General features: G+C 72.0%; 19 protein-coding genes. 7 read left to right on the forward strand and 12 right to left on the reverse strand.

Features of this window, described 5'->3' with window-relative positions; translation table 11 throughout:
• The first annotated feature begins 185 nt into the window (after positions 1–185).
• Together OG538_RS02180 and OG538_RS02185 are read left to right on the forward strand one after the other, a co-directional pair.
• On the forward strand, positions 186–953 hold the full coding sequence (locus tag OG538_RS02180) for a hypothetical protein (protein WP_406089561.1): 768 nt from the start codon (positions 186–188) through the stop codon (positions 951–953).
• A gap of 173 nt (positions 954–1,126) precedes the next feature.
• Positions 1,127–1,681, forward strand: a complete 555-nt coding sequence (locus OG538_RS02185) for a hypothetical protein (protein WP_406089563.1) — start codon at positions 1,127–1,129, stop codon at positions 1,679–1,681.
• A 92-nt stretch (positions 1,682–1,773) separates the two neighbouring features.
• Here the strand turns inward: OG538_RS02185 and OG538_RS02190 are convergent, their stop codons facing one another.
• Positions 1,774–2,490, reverse strand: a complete 717-nt coding sequence (locus tag OG538_RS02190) for a hypothetical protein (RefSeq protein ID WP_406089565.1) — start codon at positions 2,488–2,490, stop codon at positions 1,774–1,776.
• A 313-nt stretch (positions 2,491–2,803) separates the two neighbouring features.
• Here OG538_RS02190 and OG538_RS02195 point away from each other — a divergent pair, with 313 nt between their 5' ends.
• Positions 2,804–3,463 carry a class F sortase gene (locus tag OG538_RS02195; protein ID WP_406089567.1) on the forward strand — a complete coding sequence of 220 codons (660 nt, stop codon included), beginning with the start codon at positions 2,804–2,806 and terminating at the stop codon, positions 3,461–3,463.
• 43 nt (positions 3,464–3,506) lie between these two features.
• Here the strand turns inward: OG538_RS02195 and OG538_RS02200 are convergent, their stop codons facing one another.
• The gene (locus OG538_RS02200; protein ID WP_406089569.1) at positions 3,507–4,352 is read right to left on the reverse strand and encodes a polysaccharide deacetylase family protein; all 846 of its coding nucleotides are present in this window, start codon (positions 4,350–4,352) and stop codon (positions 3,507–3,509) included.
• A 164-nt stretch (positions 4,353–4,516) separates the two neighbouring features.
• Between OG538_RS02200 and OG538_RS02205 the strand changes: the two genes are divergently transcribed.
• Complete coding sequence (locus OG538_RS02205; RefSeq protein ID WP_406089571.1) at positions 4,517–4,978, forward strand: universal stress protein; 462 nt, start codon at positions 4,517–4,519, stop codon at positions 4,976–4,978.
• A gap of 190 nt (positions 4,979–5,168) precedes the next feature.
• Positions 5,169–5,738 (forward strand): sigma-70 family RNA polymerase sigma factor, encoded by a 570-nt coding sequence (locus OG538_RS02210; RefSeq protein ID WP_406089573.1) that lies wholly within the window; start codon positions 5,169–5,171, stop codon positions 5,736–5,738.
• Here OG538_RS02210 and OG538_RS02215 read toward each other — a convergent pair.
• Positions 5,672–5,869 (reverse strand): zf-HC2 domain-containing protein, encoded by a 198-nt coding sequence (locus OG538_RS02215; protein WP_406089575.1) that lies wholly within the window; start codon positions 5,867–5,869, stop codon positions 5,672–5,674. The genes OG538_RS02210 and OG538_RS02215 overlap by 67 nt on opposite strands.
• Before the next feature lie 124 nt (positions 5,870–5,993).
• Between OG538_RS02215 and OG538_RS02220 the strand changes: the two genes are divergently transcribed.
• Positions 5,994–6,506 carry a hypothetical protein gene (locus OG538_RS02220; RefSeq protein WP_406089577.1) on the forward strand — a complete coding sequence of 171 codons (513 nt, stop codon included), beginning with the start codon at positions 5,994–5,996 and terminating at the stop codon, positions 6,504–6,506.
• A 32-nt stretch (positions 6,507–6,538) separates the two neighbouring features.
• Here OG538_RS02220 and OG538_RS02225 read toward each other — a convergent pair whose 3' ends face one another.
• The 4 genes from OG538_RS02225 to OG538_RS02240 all read right to left on the reverse strand — a co-directional run bounded on the left by OG538_RS02225 (position 6,539) and on the right by OG538_RS02240 (position 10,383).
• Positions 6,539–7,729 carry a sensor histidine kinase gene (locus OG538_RS02225; RefSeq protein WP_406089579.1) on the reverse strand — a complete coding sequence of 397 codons (1,191 nt, stop codon included), beginning with the start codon at positions 7,727–7,729 and terminating at the stop codon, positions 6,539–6,541.
• On the reverse strand, positions 7,726–9,207 hold the full coding sequence (locus OG538_RS02230) for a cation acetate symporter (protein WP_406089580.1): 1,482 nt from the start codon (positions 9,205–9,207) through the stop codon (positions 7,726–7,728). The genes OG538_RS02225 and OG538_RS02230 overlap by 4 nt, the downstream gene beginning before the upstream one ends.
• A complete protein-coding gene (locus tag OG538_RS02235; protein ID WP_406089582.1) occupies positions 9,204–9,566 on the reverse strand; it encodes a hypothetical protein in 363 nt (120 codons plus the stop codon). The genes OG538_RS02230 and OG538_RS02235 overlap by 4 nt, the downstream gene beginning before the upstream one ends.
• Before the next feature lie 64 nt (positions 9,567–9,630).
• Positions 9,631–10,383, reverse strand: coding sequence for a LytR/AlgR family response regulator transcription factor (locus OG538_RS02240; RefSeq protein ID WP_406089584.1), 753 nt, complete (start codon positions 10,381–10,383; stop codon positions 9,631–9,633).
• Positions 10,384–10,464: 81 nt separating this feature from the next.
• On the opposite strand from OG538_RS02240, the gene OG538_RS02245 reads away from it, so the two are divergent.
• On the forward strand, positions 10,465–11,103 hold the full coding sequence (locus tag OG538_RS02245) for a zf-HC2 domain-containing protein (RefSeq protein WP_406089586.1): 639 nt from the start codon (positions 10,465–10,467) through the stop codon (positions 11,101–11,103).
• Positions 11,104–11,119: 16 nt separating this feature from the next.
• Here OG538_RS02245 and OG538_RS02250 read toward each other — a convergent pair whose 3' ends face one another.
• From OG538_RS02250 to OG538_RS02270, 5 genes are all read right to left on the reverse strand, one after another.
• Positions 11,120–11,980: an Fpg/Nei family DNA glycosylase gene (locus tag OG538_RS02250; protein ID WP_406089588.1), complete on the reverse strand. Its 861-nt coding sequence runs from the start codon at positions 11,978–11,980 to the stop codon at positions 11,120–11,122.
• Between the two features lie 34 nt (positions 11,981–12,014).
• Positions 12,015–12,872, reverse strand: a complete 858-nt coding sequence (locus OG538_RS02255; protein WP_406089590.1) for an amidohydrolase family protein — start codon at positions 12,870–12,872, stop codon at positions 12,015–12,017.
• A gap of 1 nt (position 12,873) precedes the next feature.
• Positions 12,874–13,185, reverse strand: coding sequence for an L-rhamnose mutarotase (locus OG538_RS02260; protein WP_406089592.1), 312 nt, complete (start codon positions 13,183–13,185; stop codon positions 12,874–12,876).
• A 1-nt stretch (position 13,186) separates the two neighbouring features.
• A complete protein-coding gene (locus OG538_RS02265) occupies positions 13,187–14,167 on the reverse strand; it encodes an aldo/keto reductase (RefSeq protein ID WP_406099953.1) in 981 nt (326 codons plus the stop codon).
• A 120-nt stretch (positions 14,168–14,287) separates the two neighbouring features.
• Positions 14,288–15,688, reverse strand: a complete 1,401-nt coding sequence (locus OG538_RS02270; protein WP_406089594.1) for a wax ester/triacylglycerol synthase family O-acyltransferase — start codon at positions 15,686–15,688, stop codon at positions 14,288–14,290.
• Positions 15,689–15,717: the final 29 nt, after the last annotated feature.

Below are 15,717 nucleotides of genomic sequence, written 5' to 3' on the forward strand. Positions count from 1 at the left end.
CCCCGTCCCCGTCCGCGCGCCCCGCGCCTCCCGCGCCCGTGGCGCTCCCCTCGTACCGCAGACCCGTGCGGAAGGCACCACAACGCCATACCTCCCTGGTCACGCTCACCTTGATGATCACAGCCCCCGCAGTGTTCGCCGTCGCCGTGCTGCGGCCCCGTTCCCGATGACCTCCGGAGGCATTCATGTCGGAATGGCTGGTTCTCACCCTCGCCATGGCCGCGGCCAGCACCGTCGTGCTGACCATCGCCGTCCTCAACAACCGCCGGCTCCCGGAGGACGACGACCCTTCCGAAACCCCTGACGTCATCGAGTACATGACGATGATGATCGGCGTGGTCTACGCGATCGTGCTGGGTCTCGCCATCGCCGGCGTCTGGGAGGGGCGGGGCGCCGCCCAGGAATACGTACGCCAGGAGGCCCAGGCGCTGCACGAGGTCAGCGCCCGCTCGTCCGTCTACCCGGCCGAGGTCCGCACCCGGATCCGTGCCGACGTCGATGCCTATGTCAGCTACGTCGTGCACGACGAGTGGCGAACCATGAGCAAGCACGGCACCCTCGGCGACCGGGGCACCGAGCTCCTCGACCGGGTGCGCGCCGACGTCACCGGGTACCGGCCGAAGACGGACCACGAGGGCCAGGCGTATCAGCCGCTGGTCGACCAGGTCGCCGCGGCCGACGACGCCCGCAACGCCCGGGGGCAGAGCGCCGGCGCCACGATGCCGGGGGTCGTCTGGTTCGGGCTGATCACGGGGGCGCTGGTGACGGTGGGACTGATCTTCACCCTGCAGATCCGCCGCACCTTCCGCGAGCTCCTGCTGGCCGGCCTCTTCAGTGTGCTGATCGCCTTCCTCCTCTTCCTGATCTGGGATTTCGACTCCCCCTTCGGCCGGGGAATCTCGGCCACCGCTGCGCCGTTCCTGGATCTGTTCCCGGGTGCGACGGGGGGATAGAAGACCCCGTTCCCCGGGCGGTGCGCCGCTCGGGGGACACCGGTGCCCCATTCGCCGGACCCCGATCGCGAGCGAAATGCACCACTTCTAGCGTTGCCGGCATCGAGGTGCATTTCTGACGCTTTGTGGAAATCCGTTCCGCAGCTGCTCCTCGGGGACCCGGAGGATTCACCATGCGCGCAATACGTGTCACCCCCGTCGCTCTGCTCGGCGCCGCAGCACTCGCCCTGACCGCCCCGGCCGTGACCGCGTATGCCGCTACCACGGGCGGTCCGTCCAACAGCGGGAGCGGATACACCGTGACGCCGTCGGTGATCGCGCCCGGCGGCCAGGTCACCCTGGCCGCCAAGGGGTGCTCCACCACGGCCACGGCGTCGTCGGGGGTGTTCGACACCGTCACCATCCCCAAGGACGGCACCGGCAGGGCTACGGTCGACTGGGACGCGAAACCGGGCGCCGTCTACGAGGTGACGTTCACCTGCAACACCTCGCCGAGCTCCACGGCGAAGGTGAACCTCACGATCAGCGCCGCCACGAGCACGCCCACCACCAGCTCGACGGCCTCCGCGGTGTCCACGGCCTCCCCGGCCGGGGTGCAGGGCGGTCTCGGCGGCAGCATCGACAGCATGAACTCCGGCGAGATCGTGGCCGGCACCGCGCTGGCCGTGGCGGCCGCCGCAGGCACCGTCTACGTGGTGCGGCGGCGCAAGGAGAGCCGCTCTCACTGACCGGCTCACGCGGCAGAACGGAAGTCGCCCCGGGTCCTCCAAGAGGACTCGGGGCGACTTCGGTTATCGGGCCGCTGGGTGCGTCCTTACGGTCAGATCGCCCCATGGCTCATCCTCCGGCGGCGCATGATGTACATGCCTCCGCCGAGGGCCGCCGAGGCGACCAGGCCCGCTCCGACGCCCATCTCCGTCGGGGTCGCGGCCATGGAACCGCCGAAGCCGCCCTGCGCGCCGCGGCTGTTGAGCACGGTGAAGCGGTGGCCCGCCGTCCGGTCGGTGCCGTCACAGCGCACCGTCAGGTTGTAGGAGCCGGGCGTCGCGTCGTTGAAGATCCGGACCCTGGCGTGGCCGACCCGGCCCGCCGAAAGGCGTGTGGTCCGGAACGCGTTGGACGAGACGCTGCCGCCCCGGCCGCAGCCCTCGGCGCTGACCTGCATGGCCGCACCCTGGTGCACACGCTCGGGGTCGACGGTCACGTTGTTCGGGCCGTTGTTGCGGCCGTTCCCGTTCCCGTTCCCGTTCCCGTTGCCGTTGCCGTTGCCGTTGCCGTTCCCGTTGCCGTTCCCGTTCCCGTTCCCGTTCCCGTTGCCGTTCCCGTTCCCGTTCCCGTTCCCGTTCCCGTTCCCGTTCCCGTTGCCGTTGCCGTTCCCGTTCCAGTTGTCCCAGTCACCCGGGTCGTTCCAGTCGTTCTGGCTGTTGCCGTTGTTCTGGCCGTTCCCGACGTCTCCACCGGCGGTTGCCATCGGGGTACCGAGCCCGAGAGCGGCGACGGCGGTCGCGGCGACAACGAGAGCGCGTGTAGCACGCATCGTTCGAACCTCCAGCGGGAAGCGCCCCGGGGCTCTGTGCGCCGGGATGGATCGACGAGTACGCCTCCCATGACGAACCCTCACCAAAACCTTGATCCACCGCATTTCGGGACTGCTCCACCCCGGTGATCCGACACGCCGTGCGAGTACGGGTGCACCTGATGGACTCGCAGGTCACAGACCGTCAGGATTTTTGTCCGGCTACTACTCCGATGTGTGCCCCGCCGAACCGCCGCCACCCGTTCGCACTTCTCTGCATGCCGCTCGGCCGCCCCACGCCTAGCGTTCCCCTCGTCGCGACGAAGGGAGAACCATGGGACGGGACAACTGGCGCCCCGAACGGATCAGACACTCGCCGTGGGGCGCACTCGCGCTGGCGATGCTCACCGGTCTCGCGCTCATGCGCAACGGCGCGGACCTCTCACCCGGGCCGCCGCAGCCGGTCGCCGCCACCTCGGTGGACCACCAGAAGGTCGTCCCAGGGGCCCCGGTGGCCGGACCGGCCGTGAAGCCGCTCGCGTACGCGCCCGTCGCACGCGTCGCCATCCCCTCGATCGGGGTCGACGCACCGGTCGTCGATGTGAACCTCGACGCGAACGGCTGGATCGAGACTCCGCCCCCGCAGGATCCCAACCTGGCCGGCTGGTACCAGAACGGCATCGCCCCGGGGCAGATCGGCACCTCCGTGATCGTCGGTCACGTCGACAACCAGGCCGGCCCCGCCGTCTTCTACGGGCTGGGCTCGCTGAAGAAGGGCAACCGCGTCGAGGTCACCCGCAGCGACGACAAGGTCGCGGTGTTCCAGGTCTACGGCGTCGAGGTGTTCGCCAAGGACGACTTCCCCGGCGCCCGGGTGTACGGCGACACGGGGCAGGCGGAGTTGCGCATCATCACCTGCGGCGGCGGATACACGAAGGCCCGTGGCTACGACGGCAACGTGGTGGCCTTCGCCCGCCTGGTCGAAACCCGCTGACGGTTGCTGCCGGGGCCGGTCCCGGCAGCCTCCTCGGCCCGCCTCAGCGTCGCCGCGGCACCGTGATCCGGTACCCGTCGTCCAGCAGCTCCGGTAGATAGCGGCGCAGCGCGGCCACGCTCTGCGACCGGTTGCCACCGGCGTCGTGCGAGAGCACCACGACTCCGGGTGCCGCACCCTCCCTGACCCGGCGGACGATGCTGTCGGTCCCCGGCACGGTCCAGTCCAGGGTGTCCACCGTCCAGGCCATCGGCTCCATGCCGAGCGCGGCCCCGATCTCGAACGAGTTGCGGTTCCAGGCCCCGTAGGGGGCCCGGTACCAGAGCGGCGGTTCGCCGGTGATCTTCTCGATCACGTCGCTGGTACGGCCCAGCTCGTCGGTGACACCGGCCCGGGAGAGGCCGGTGACCAGCGGGTGGGTCCACGAGTGGTTGCCGACGGTGTGCCCCTCGTCGGCGATCCGGCGCACCAGGTCCTCGTTGTCGTGGGCCATCTCCCCGCACACGAAGAACATGGCCCGTACGTCGTGCTTGTGCAGGGTGTCCAGGATGGGCGGTGTGTAGAGCGGATCGGGGCCGTCGTCGAAGCTCAGGACCATGGCCCGGCCGATCTCGGGCAGTTCCTCGAAGGGCCGGGTGCGGACCGGTGGCGCCGCCGGGCGGTATCGGGGCGGATGGTCCGCGGTCATGGGTTCAAGGCGGTAGGCGAGCGGCCTGGTCCGCAGGGCGGCCGGCTCCGGACCGGCCGCGGTGGCCGCCGGCGGCACGGGCCGCCGGGACGGGGTACCGGCGGAGTCCGCCGCGACCAGGCGGACGGCAGTAGCGGCGCCCAGCCCGGCAGCCAGCCTCAGCAGCGTTCTGCGCATCGGCGGCATCTGATCGTTCTTCATGACCAACTGCTCGCACATCCGCTCTGTCTCCCTTCTCAACGACACCGTTCGGGGAGGGTTTTGCACCCATTGGAGGGAGCGCGCCCGCGCAAGCAGCAGCAGCGCGCCGGGGCACTCGGGAGCCCGGGCCGGGGCCGGCCGAGCGAGCCGATAGCCTCACTGCCGTGACAGACCAGCAGCCTCACCAGTTCGAACGTGGCACAGACGGCCCGAAAGTGATCGTCGCGGGCATCGACGGTTCCGACTCCTCCATGCGCGCCGCCGCGTACGCCGCAGGTCTCGCCCGTCGGCAACGGGCCATGCTCGCCCTCGTCTACGTCCAGCCCGTCCTCACGGCGGGTGCCGCGCTCGGTGCGCCGGTCGGCGACGCGACCGCGGACGTCGCGGAGGGGCTGGTGAGCGAGATCCGCGCGTCGACGGAGCGAATGAAGGACATATGGGATGTGCGCTGGGAGTTCCACACCTTCCGAGGTGATCCGTACAACGGGCTGGTGACGGCGGCGGACGAGCTCAAGGCGGACGCCGTCGTGGTGGGCGCGTCCGAGTCGGCGGGGCACCGGTTCATCGGCTCGGTGGCCGTACGCCTGGTGAAGGCCGGCCGCTGGCCCGTCACCGTGGTCCCGTAGAGCCACTCTCCGGCGTTGCCCTCCCCGGCCCCGCACACCGCCGCCCGACCGTTCACCGCACCATTCGCCGCTCCGTGCGACCGCTCGTCGCACGGAGCCGCGTATGTCCTGTTCCCCGTGGCGCGAATGCGTTCGTATACGCCAGTCAGCAGCGAGGCGGCAGGGACCTCCGCGGGGAAGGGCGTTCACCATGACCACGACGACGACCGATGAGCGGGCACTCGCGGATCTGCAGCGTGAACACGGACCCGCCCTGTTCCACTTCCTGCTGGGTCTGACGTTCGGCGACCGGCAGCGGGCCGAGGATCTTCTCCAGGAGACGTTGGTGCGCGCGTGGCAGCACCCCGAGGCGTTCGACGGCCCGTACGAGTCGATGCGGCCCTGGCTGTTCACGGTCGGGCGCCGGCTGGCGATCGACGCCCGCAGGTCGCGGCTGGCCCGGCCGGCCGAGGTCAGCGACGCGGTGCTGGAGAGCGCCCCGGGCCGGGAGGACACCGCGGAGTCCGCGGTCGCCGCGCTCGATGTGCGGGAGGCGGTCCGCACCCTCAGTCCGGAACACCGGGCGGTGCTCGTCCAGATCTACTTCCGGGGGCTGAGCGTGGGCGAGACCGCGGAGGTCCTCGGAATACCCGCCGGCACGGTGAAGTCCCGTTCGTACTACGCGCTGCGCCTGCTCTCCCGTAACCTGCCCGGCTACTCCCACAGGTCCTCCTCGCTCAGCAGCGGCAGCAGGGCCGCCGCCTCCGCGACCGCCGCGTAGTCCGCGGCGCAGCGGTCGCAACTCAGCAGGTGACGGGCGACGGCGCGCGCCTGCGCGTCCGGGAGCGCGTCCAGGACGTAGGCGCCGAGCAACTGCCGCATGTGCGGTCCCTCCCCTGGGTCGGCGGTCATCGCAACCTCATGTCTGTGACGGATCGGGCACGACGGATCCTGCCCTTCTGGCCACGCGGGGCGCGCTCCCCCGGTTCAATGCTGCGTGTGGGGCCGTGCCGAGAACGGAATGGGGCGAGACCGGATGCGTCCGGAACGTCAAGACGGATCCAGTGGCGGTGGGCTGCTGATTCCGATGGCCTGGATGTACGCGGAGTACATCGCCGACGAACTGCTGCGGACCGGCGAGCTGATGGAGCCCGCGACGCTGGAGTACCGGGCGGGCCGTGACGCGCTCGCCCTCACCGTCTTCCTCTCCGACGGTGCGGTGGCCGAGGAACTGCCCGCCACCCGGGTGGACGAGTTGCGGCTGCTGACGGCGTACGGGACGCCGTGGCGCCGATGGGTGTGCGAGCGGCTCGACGCGCTGGAGGCGGCGGGGGACACCGGCCCGGACCTCGCTCTGGCCCGCGCGGCCTGGCGGTGGCTGGAGGAGACCGAGCTGCTGGCGGCCGACCTGGACGCGATCGGCCCGCCGCCGTGGGAGCCGGCCGACAGCCCTCGTGAGCCGGAGGAGGACGAGGCGGCCACCCAGGTGTGGACACCCGCCTGGCAGCTGGGCCTGCCACTGGGGCATCTCTCGATCCACCTGTATTAGGGGTGGTACGGGGTTCCGGGCCGGGACCCTCTTCAGGAGCCGTGGACCCCGGCGCGGTACTTCGGCAGCCGTACGGTGATGCGCATGCCGGCGCCGATGCCCGTCTCGATGACCAGCCCGTAGTCGTCCCCGTACACCTGGCGCAGCCGTTCGTCGACGTTGAGCAGGCCGATTCCGGTGGACTTTCCGCCCTCGCCACGCAGGATGTGGCGCAGGCGCTCCGGGTCCATGCCGGTGCCGTCGTCCTCGATGACGACCTCGGCCTCGGAGCCGGCGTCCAGCGCGCTGATGGTGATGCGGCTGGAGGTGACTGCCCCTTCGAGTCCGTGTTTGACGGCGTTCTCGACCAGTGGCTGGAGGCAGAGGAACGGCAGGGCGACGGGCAGCACCTCCGGGGCGACCTGGAGCGTGACCGAGAGTCGTTCGCCGAACCGTGCCCGGACGAGGGCCAGGTACTGGTCGATCGAGTGCAGCTCGTCGGCGAGGGTGGTGAAGTCGCCGTGACTGCGGAACGAGTAGCGGGTGAAGTCGGCGAACTCCAGGAGGAGCTCACGGGCCTGCTCGGGGTCGGTACGGACGAACGAGGCGATGGCGGCCAGCGAGTTGAAGATGAAGTGCGGGGATATCTGCGCGCGCAGGGCCCTGATCTCGGCCTCGATGAGCTGGGTCCGCGAGCGGTCCAGCTCGGCCAGCTCCAGTTGTACGCAGACCCAGCGTGCGACCTCGCCCGCGGCTCTCGCCAGGACCGCGGATTCGCGCGGGGCGTACGCGATCAGTGTGCCGAGGACCCGGTGGTCCACCGTGAGCGGCACCGCGACGGCCCAGCGCAGCGGGCAGTCCAGGTCGTCGCACTCGCTGCGAAAGGCGGTGTCGCGGCCGCTGGCGAGGACGCCCTGCACCTGCTCCAGGACGTGGCGGCCGTGGTGGTCGCCCTCGCCGTCCCACACGAGGACCCGGTCGCGGTCGGTGAGGCACAGGGCATCGGTGCCGAGCAGCGAACGGAGCCGGCGGGCCGATCTGCGGGCGCTCTCCTCGGTCAGTCCGGCGCGCAGCGGGGGCGCGGCGAGCGATGCGGTGTGCAGGGTCTCGAACGTGGCGTGCTCGACGGGCGTGCCGACATCGCTGGTGCGGACGGGGCGTGCGGTGCGCCGGCCCGTCAGCAGGCCGCCGCCGAACAGCAGCAGGACGAGGAGCACGATGACGGCGTATCCGGCCCCGGTCACCGGTGCCTCCCGGCGATGAGTGCCTCGGGCAGGTGGAAGCGGGTCATCGCGGCGTTGGTGCCGGCGGGTATCCGGCTCGGCGTGGCGAGCGAGACCAGGATCATGGCGAGGAAGCCGACGGGCACGGACCAGACGGCGGGCCAGGCGAGCAGGGCGTGCGGCCAGCCGGGCGGGCGCACCGCCCCGCTGACGGTGATGGCGACGGAGAGCAGCGCGGAGCCGCCGCCCAGGACGAGTCCCGCCACGGCTCCGGGCGGGGTGAGCCGGCGCCACCAGATGCCGAGGACCAGCAGCGGGCAGAAGGAGGACGCCGATACGGCGAACGCCATCCCCACCGAGTCGGCGACCGGTACCCGGCTGACGATCAGCGACCCGGCGAGCGGGACGGAGATGGCGAGGACGGTGGCCAGCCGGAAGTGCCGTACACCGCGCGAGGGCAGGACGTCCTGGGTGATGACACCGGCGACGGCCATCGTCAGTCCGGAGGCGGTCGACAGGAACGCGGCGAAGGCGCCGCCGGCGATGAGCGCGCCGAGCAGGTCGCCGCCGAGCCCGCCGATGACCCGGCCGGGCAGCAGCAGCACCGCGGCGTCCGCGTCGCCGCCCTGGATGAGTTCGGGTGCGTACAGCCTGCCGAGTGCTCCGTAGACGGGCGGGAGCAGATAGAAGACGCCGATCAGGGCGAGGACGGCGACCGTGGTCCGCCGGGCGTCGCGGCCGTTGGGGCTGGTGTAGAAGCGGACGACGACGTGGGGCAGGCCCATGGTGCCGAGGAAGGTGGCGACGATGAGTCCGTACGTGGCGTACAGCGGATGGTCGGCGCGGAAGACGGAGAGCTGCTCGTCGAAGGTGACGCGGGGCCGGCCGTCACCCTGCCAGGCGAGTACCAGGAAGATGGCCGGGACGAGGAGCGCGGTCAGTTTCAGCCAGTACTGGAAGACCTGGACGAAGGTGATGGAGCGCATCCCGCCCGCGGCGACGGCGAGGACGACGACGGAGGCGACGAGGGTGTCGCCGAGCCAGCCGGGCGCCCCCGTAAGGATCTTGAGGGTGAGTCCGGCACCCTGGAGCTGCGGCACGAGGTAGAGCCAGCCGGCGCCGACGACGAGGACGCTGACGAGCCGGCGCACCTGCCGGGATTCGAGCCGCCCCTCGGCGAAGTCGGGCAGGGTGTACGCGCCCGAGCGGCGCAGCGGAGCGGCGACGAAGACCAGCAGCACCAGGTAGCCGGCCGTGTAGCCGACCGGGTACCAGAGCATGTCGGGGCCGTGGACGAGCACCAGACCGGCGATGCCGAGGAACGAGGCGGCGGAGAGGTACTCGCCACTGATCGCGGCCGCGTTCAGCCGGGGCCGTACGGTCCGCGAGGCCACGTAGAAGTCCGAGGTGGTGCGCGAGATGCGCAGCCCGAAGCCGCCGACGAGGACGGTGGCGAGAACGACGGCGGCGACGGCCGCCACCGCGTACGTGCGGCTCACTGTGCGGGGCGGCCTTCCACGAGCCGGGCGAAGTCGTGCTCGTTGCGCTCGGCCCGGCGCACGTACCACCAGGCGAGCAGCGTCAGCGGCGGATAGGCGGCGAACCCGAGGACGGCCCAGACGACGGCGGAGCTGTGCAGGGCCTCGAAGACCAGGGGCAGGGTGCCGACGACCACCGCGAGGACGGTGAAGGCAGTGAGTCCGGCGCGCAGCTGGCTGCGCATCAGCGAGCGGACGTAGGCGCCGCCCAGCGCGGTCTGTTCGTCGATCTCCGACTGGGTGCGGTAGCGCGGCAGCGGACGCACCCGGCGGGGCTCCCCCGTCACCACTTCACGCCGGGGCGTTGGCTCTGCGGACATGGGGCCGGAGTGTACGCAGCACCCGACCCCGCTGGGAAGGGGTTCGGGCGCGTGTAGACGCTGGTCAGCGGCCGGTCTGCCGCATCAGCAGATCGCGCAGCGCGCGGGTGTGGCGGCGGCTGACGGCGAGCGAAGCGGTGCCGATGCGCACGCTCATGCTCCCGGCGTCCAGGCGCAGTTCGTCGATCCGGCCGAGTGCCACGAGGTGGCGGCGGTGTATGCGGACGAATCCGCGGGCGCGCCAGCGCTCCTCCAGCGTGGTCAGGGGAACGCGGACCAGGTGGCTGCCGGTGGCGGTGTGCAGGCGGGCGTAGTCGCCCTGGGCCTCGGCGTACGCGATGTCGTCGATCGGGATGAAGCGGATGACACCGCCGAGTTCGACGGGGATCTGGTCGTGTGCGGTGTCGGCGGTGGGTGCGGAGCGGTCGCCGACCTGTTCGGCGGCGCGGCGCACGGCTTCTGCGAGGCGTTCGCGGCGCACGGGTTTGAGGACGTAGTCGACGGCTTTGAGGTCGAAGGCGTGCACGGCGAAGCCCTCGTGGGCGGTGACGAAGACGATGAGCGGAGGTGCGGCGAACCCAGCCAGCAGTTGGGCGACATCGAGCCCGGTGAGGCCCGCCATGTGGATGTCGAGGAAGACGACATCGATGGCGGCGGGGTCGTCGGGACCTGCGTCGACGGCGCCACCGATGCGCCGCAGCGCCTCGGTGGCACCGGTGGCTCCCTCGGCGCTGCGGATCCGGGGATCGGCGCGCAGGAGGTACAGGAGTTCCTCCAGAGCGGGTTCTTCGTCGTCGACGGCGAGTACGCGGAGCATGAGGCCGGAGTTTAGGGCCTGAACGACGGGTTGCACGGGGGTGTGCTGAGTGATTCACGGGCTGTTTCCGTACAGGACGGCATGTGCAACCCGCAACACCGTCGCGATGTCGGGGCCTATGCCCTGGGCGTGCTCGGCGCCGCCGACACCTTCCGATTCGACGAGCATCTCGAGGGTTGTCCGCTGTGTGCGGGCGGGGTGGTGGAACTCAGCGGGGTCGCGGCCGCCCTGGGACGGTACGCCCGGCTGACACCGCCGGGCGTCGCCCCGCTGGTGCGGGCGGGTCCGGGGCTGGTGCGGCGGGCCGTGGAGGTGGTGGCGGCCGCGCGGCGCAGGACGCGACGCCGACGGCTGGCAGTGGTGGCGGCGGCCGTGGTGCTCGCGGCCGGGGTGTCCTTCGCGGCGCCCGGCGGGGGGCGCGGATCCGACCGGTGGACGGGCGCCGACCGGGGTTCCGGGATGACGGCCGTCGTGACGGCGGGGGCGCGCGAATGGGGTGCCGATGTCGGGCTGGAGGTGTCGGGAGTGCCGGAGCGCGCGGTGTGCTCCCTGGTCGCGGTGGGGCGGGACGGGGACGAGGAGACCGTGGCCACCTGGTCGTCGGCCGGTCCGGGCGAGGCGCCACTCCGGCTGAACGGCGGCGCCGCCCTGCGGCCCGGGGCCATCGCCCGGTTCGAGGTGCGCACGACGGCGGGGCGGCGGCTGCGGCTCACCCGCTGAGGGCCCTCGGTCCCGCCTACTTGAGCAGTTTGGAGAGCCTGCGGTCGGCCAGCGGCTTGCCGCCCGTCTGACAGGTGGGGCAGTACTGGAGCGAGGAGTCGCTGAAGGACACCTCACGGATCGTGTCCCCGCAGACCGGACATGCCTCACCCGTGCGCCCGTGAACCCGCATCGCACTCTTCTTCTCGGCCTTGAGCCGTCCCGCCTCCAGCCCGCTGGAGCGGGCGACGGCGTCGTTCAGCGTGGTGCGCAGGGCGGTGTGGAGCCGGGTGATCTCGTCGTCGGTGAGACGCGCGGTGAGTTTGAACGGCGACATCTTCGCGACGTGCAGGATCTCGTCACTGTAGGCGTTGCCGATGCCCGCGATGAGCGACTGGTCGCGCAGGGCGCCCTTGATCTGGCGCCTTTCGTCGGCGAGCAGCGAGGCAAGGGCGTCACGGTCGAAGGACGGGTCGAGCGGGTCGGGCCCCAGACGCGCCACCCCGGGGATCCCGGCCGGATCGTGGACCAGGTACACGGCGAGGCGTTTGGTGGTCCCTGCCTCGGTCAGGTCGAAGCCGTCGCCGCCGGTGAGGACGGTACGCAGCGCCAGGGGGCCCTTTCCGGGGCGCGGCGGGGTGGCGGGGAAGCTGTCCTTCCAGCGGAGCCAGCCGGCCCGGGCGAGGTGGGTGACCAGGTGCAGCGGGCCGACGGCGATGTCGAGGAACTTGCCGTGCCGCCGCACAGCGGTGACCGTCCCGCCGTGCAGGGCGGTGAGCGGCGGGTCGTACGTCTTCAGGACGCTGATGGCGAGGGGCAGGACGCGGTCGATCTCCCTGCCGACCAGGTGGTCGTCGAGGAAGGCCCGCAGGGCTTCGACTTCGGGCAGTTCCGGCATGGTTCCCAGCCTGCCGCAGCCGCCGCCCCGGCGCCTACCGGAGGCCGTACACCCGCTCGGCGGTGGTGGCGAGGACGGCGCCCCGCTCGTCGTCGGCGAGGCTGCCGAGGAGCACGATTGCGGTCTCGACGACCTCGGTGTACGTCGCCGCGAGCCGGCACACCGGCCAGTCCGAGCCGAACATCAGCCGACCGGGTCCGAAGGCGTCGAGGATGGTGTCGGTGTACGGGCGCAGGTCCTTGACGGTCCAGTCGTGCGGGTCCGCCTCGGTGACCAGCCCGGAGAGTTTGCACACGGTATTGGGGAGGGCGGCGAGCGCCCGCAGGTCATCTGCCCAGGGGTGCGTCAGCCCCGTGGCGATCGGCGGTTTGCCCGCGTGGTCGAGGACGAAGGTGAGCCCGGGCAGCAGCTCGGCGGCCCGGACGGCGGCGGGCAGCTGGTGGGGCTGGACCACCAGGTCGTAGGCGAGTCCGGTGTCGGCCACGGCGGCCAGTGCGCGCTGTACGTCCGCGCGCAGCAGCCATCGGGGGTCGGATTCGCCCTGGACCTGGTGGCGCAAGGAGACGAGCCGGTCGCCGCCCGGGAGCTCTCGCAGGGCGGCCAGGGTGTCGGCGATGTCCGGGGCGGTGAGATCGGTCCAGCCCACGACGCCCGCGACCAGATCACTGCCGTCGGCGAGCGCAAGGAACTCGGGGGTCTCCTCCGGGACGGTGACGGTCTGGACGAGCACGGTCGCGCACACACCGTTGGCCCGGGCCTCCGGCTCCAGGTCGGCGAGGCCGAAGTCGCGGCGCAAAGGGGCGAGTTCCTCGCCGGTGATCCAGTCCTGGTCGCGTACCGACAGGTCCCACACGTGGTGGTGGGCGTCGACGATCCGGGGGCGGCCGGTCATCTCAGAGCTCCCAGGCGACCGGGAGACCGGCCTCGGCGCCGTCCGAGGAGTAGTCGTGTGCGACGTCGAGGAGTTCGTCCATCCTGGCCTGCCAGGCGACGTTGACGGGGAGCTGTTCCAGTTCGGCGAGGAGCCGGGTGTAGTCGTCGCACTCGATGACGTGGAACAGGTCGGTGCCGCTGCGCCAGATCGTCCAGGAGGTGGCTCCCGCCCCGCGGATCGCGCGGGTCAGTTCGGCCGGGACCTCGCGGTGGGCGGCCTCGTACTCGGCTATGCGGTCCGCACGGACCTTGGTGTGCAGGGCGATGCGCATGTCAGTGTCCGATCTCGGTCAGCAGGCCCTCGGCGCGCAGGTCGTCCCAGAGGGTGTCGGGGATCTCCCGGCGGAGCAGGGCGGCGGCGTCGCGCACCTCGTCGGGGGAACGGGTGCCGACGAGCACGCCGGCGACCGCCGGGTGAGCCAGCGGGTAGTGCAGGGCGGCGGCACGCAGTGGCACGCCGTGGCCCTCGGTGACGGCCTTGAGGCGCAGGGCCCGGTCGAGGAGGTTCAGCGGCGCGGCGGCGTAGTCGTACGTGGCACCGGGTCGCGGGTCGGCGAGGAGGCCGGAGTTGAAGACGCCGCCCACGACGACACTGCGGCCGCGCGCCGCGGCGGCGGGCAGCAGGTCGTTCAGGGCGGACTGGTCGAGGAGGGTGTAGCGGCCGGCGCAGAGCACCACGTCGACGTCCGTCTCGACGACGAAGCGGGTGAGCATCGCCGTCTGGTTCATACCGGCCCCGATGGCCCCGATCACCCCTTCGGCCCGCAGCTTCTCCAGTTCCGGATAGGCCTCGCCGAACGCGGCTTCGGCATGGTCGTCGGGGTCGTGGAGGTAGGCGATGTCGATGCGGTCGAGGCCGAGGCGTTCCAGGCTGTCCTCGATACTGCGGCGCACACCGGCGGCGCTGAAGTCCCAGCGCCTGCGGTGCGTGGCGCGGACGGCGAAGCCCTCGGAGAGCGACTCGGACGCGAGGGCGCCGTCGGGCAGCGGGTCGAGCACCCGGCCCACTTTGGTGGAGAGGGCGTACGCGTCGCGGGGCCGGCCTCGCAGGGCCTCGCCGAGCCGTCGTTCGCTGAGACCGAGCCCGTAGTGCGGTGCGGTGTCGAAGTGGCGGACGCCTTCGTCCCAGGCGGCGTCGACGGCGGCCGCGGCCTGTGCCGGCTCCACGGCGCTGAAGAGATTGCCGATGGCGGCCGCCCCGAAGGACAGCTCGGTGACCTCGACCGCGCTGTTTCCCAGCCTGTTGCGCCGCATGTTTCCGCCGCCCTCCCCGAAGATCGCTTCCTGCACACAGCGAATATTCATCGGATCACTTGGGCGCGTCAACACCCCGGAGGGCATCAAAGCCGCCGACCGCTCCGCCACCTGTCCGATCTATGAGAGGGCGGGCGCAGGCAGCAGCGTCAGCAGTTCGGCCACCTCCTCCTCCGCGCAGCGCCCCAGGCGCTCCAGATCGGGCAGCGCCTTGCCGTCGGCCACCAGTCCGATCTGTACGGTGCCGCCGTACGTGGTCAGCGCGACGGCCAGCGACTGGCCGCGGGCCAGCGGCGCCATCGGATAGAGCGCGCGCAACGGGCAGCCGCCGAGCGAGAGGGCCGAGCGCGGCAGCGGCACACTGGTGACCAGCACGTCGAAGAGCAACCGGGCGGCGCTCCCCGCGAGCGGCGCACCGAAGCGGTGGGCCAGCGAGGGCAGCTGGTCGGCGAGGACCGCGACCGCTCCGGCCCCGCGCAGCGGCCCGGCGGACTTGTTGCGGTCCATGGCCCCACGGACGGCCCGAAGCCGCTCCCAGGGGTCGGGTTCGGAGACGGGGAGGCCCAGCAGGTAGGCGGAGAGCCGGTTGCCGCCGGCCGCGGCCGCGCCACCCGGGCGACGCCGGGAGACGGGGACCAGGGCGCGCGGGTCGGCGCCGGGCAGCGGTTCGCCGCGCTCCAGCATCCAGCGGCGCAGCGCGCCCGCCACGATCGCGAGCAGCACGTCATTGCTGGTACCGCCCGCCGCCCGGCGGATCCGCTGCACGGCTTCGAGGTCGAGGTCGGCCGTGGCAAGGCGCCGGGTGCCGGAGGAGCTGGCGCTGAGGGCCGGCGCTCCGCGCAGGTCGAGGCGGCTGGCGCGCACCAGTGAGGCCCCGACGCCGAACGCCCGGCCGAGGTCCTCGATCCGCCCGAGGGCGAGGCCTGCGACCTGACGGGGTCCGGGCATCCAGGAGCGCGGCGCCACCGGCAGGACCCGTCCGGCCGCCGGTCCCGGCCGGCTCCGGCCCGCGAGCGAGGCGATCTCGTCGAAGATCCCGGCCCCGATGGCGACCGCGCGCATGCCGTCGGCGAGGGCGTGGTGAAGCTTGACGAGCACGGCGAAGGTTCCGTCCGGGGCGCCGCCGATGACGTACATCTCCCAGGGCGGCAGCCCTCTGCGCAGCGGCTGCTCCATCAGCTCGCCCGCGAGCCGGGTGGCCGCCGCCATGAACCCTGCCCGGCCCTCGCCCGCGGTCGCCACCTCGGGCAGGCGCACCCGCTTGACGTGCCGGTGGACGTCGAAGTCCTTGTCCACCGACCAGGCAGCGCCTCCGACCGGCAGCAGCACGTCCCGCACCCGCATGCGCAGCCGGGGGATGGCTGCGGCACGGGCGCCGAGCAGCGCGAGGAGAGCATCGGGGCCGGGTGCCGGACCGTCCCCCGGCGCGAAGACGGCGAGCGCGCCGAGGTGCATGGGATGCGCATCGGACTCGAGGTGCCAGAAGGCCAGGTCGAGAGGTGCCAGTAGCTCAGTGCCCAACGGGTCCTCATGTCATGGAAGCCGAAGAC

The organism is Streptomyces sp. NBC_01013 (genome assembly GCF_045162765.1).
Taxonomy (GTDB): Bacteria; Actinomycetota; Actinomycetes; order Streptomycetales; family Streptomycetaceae; genus Streptomyces.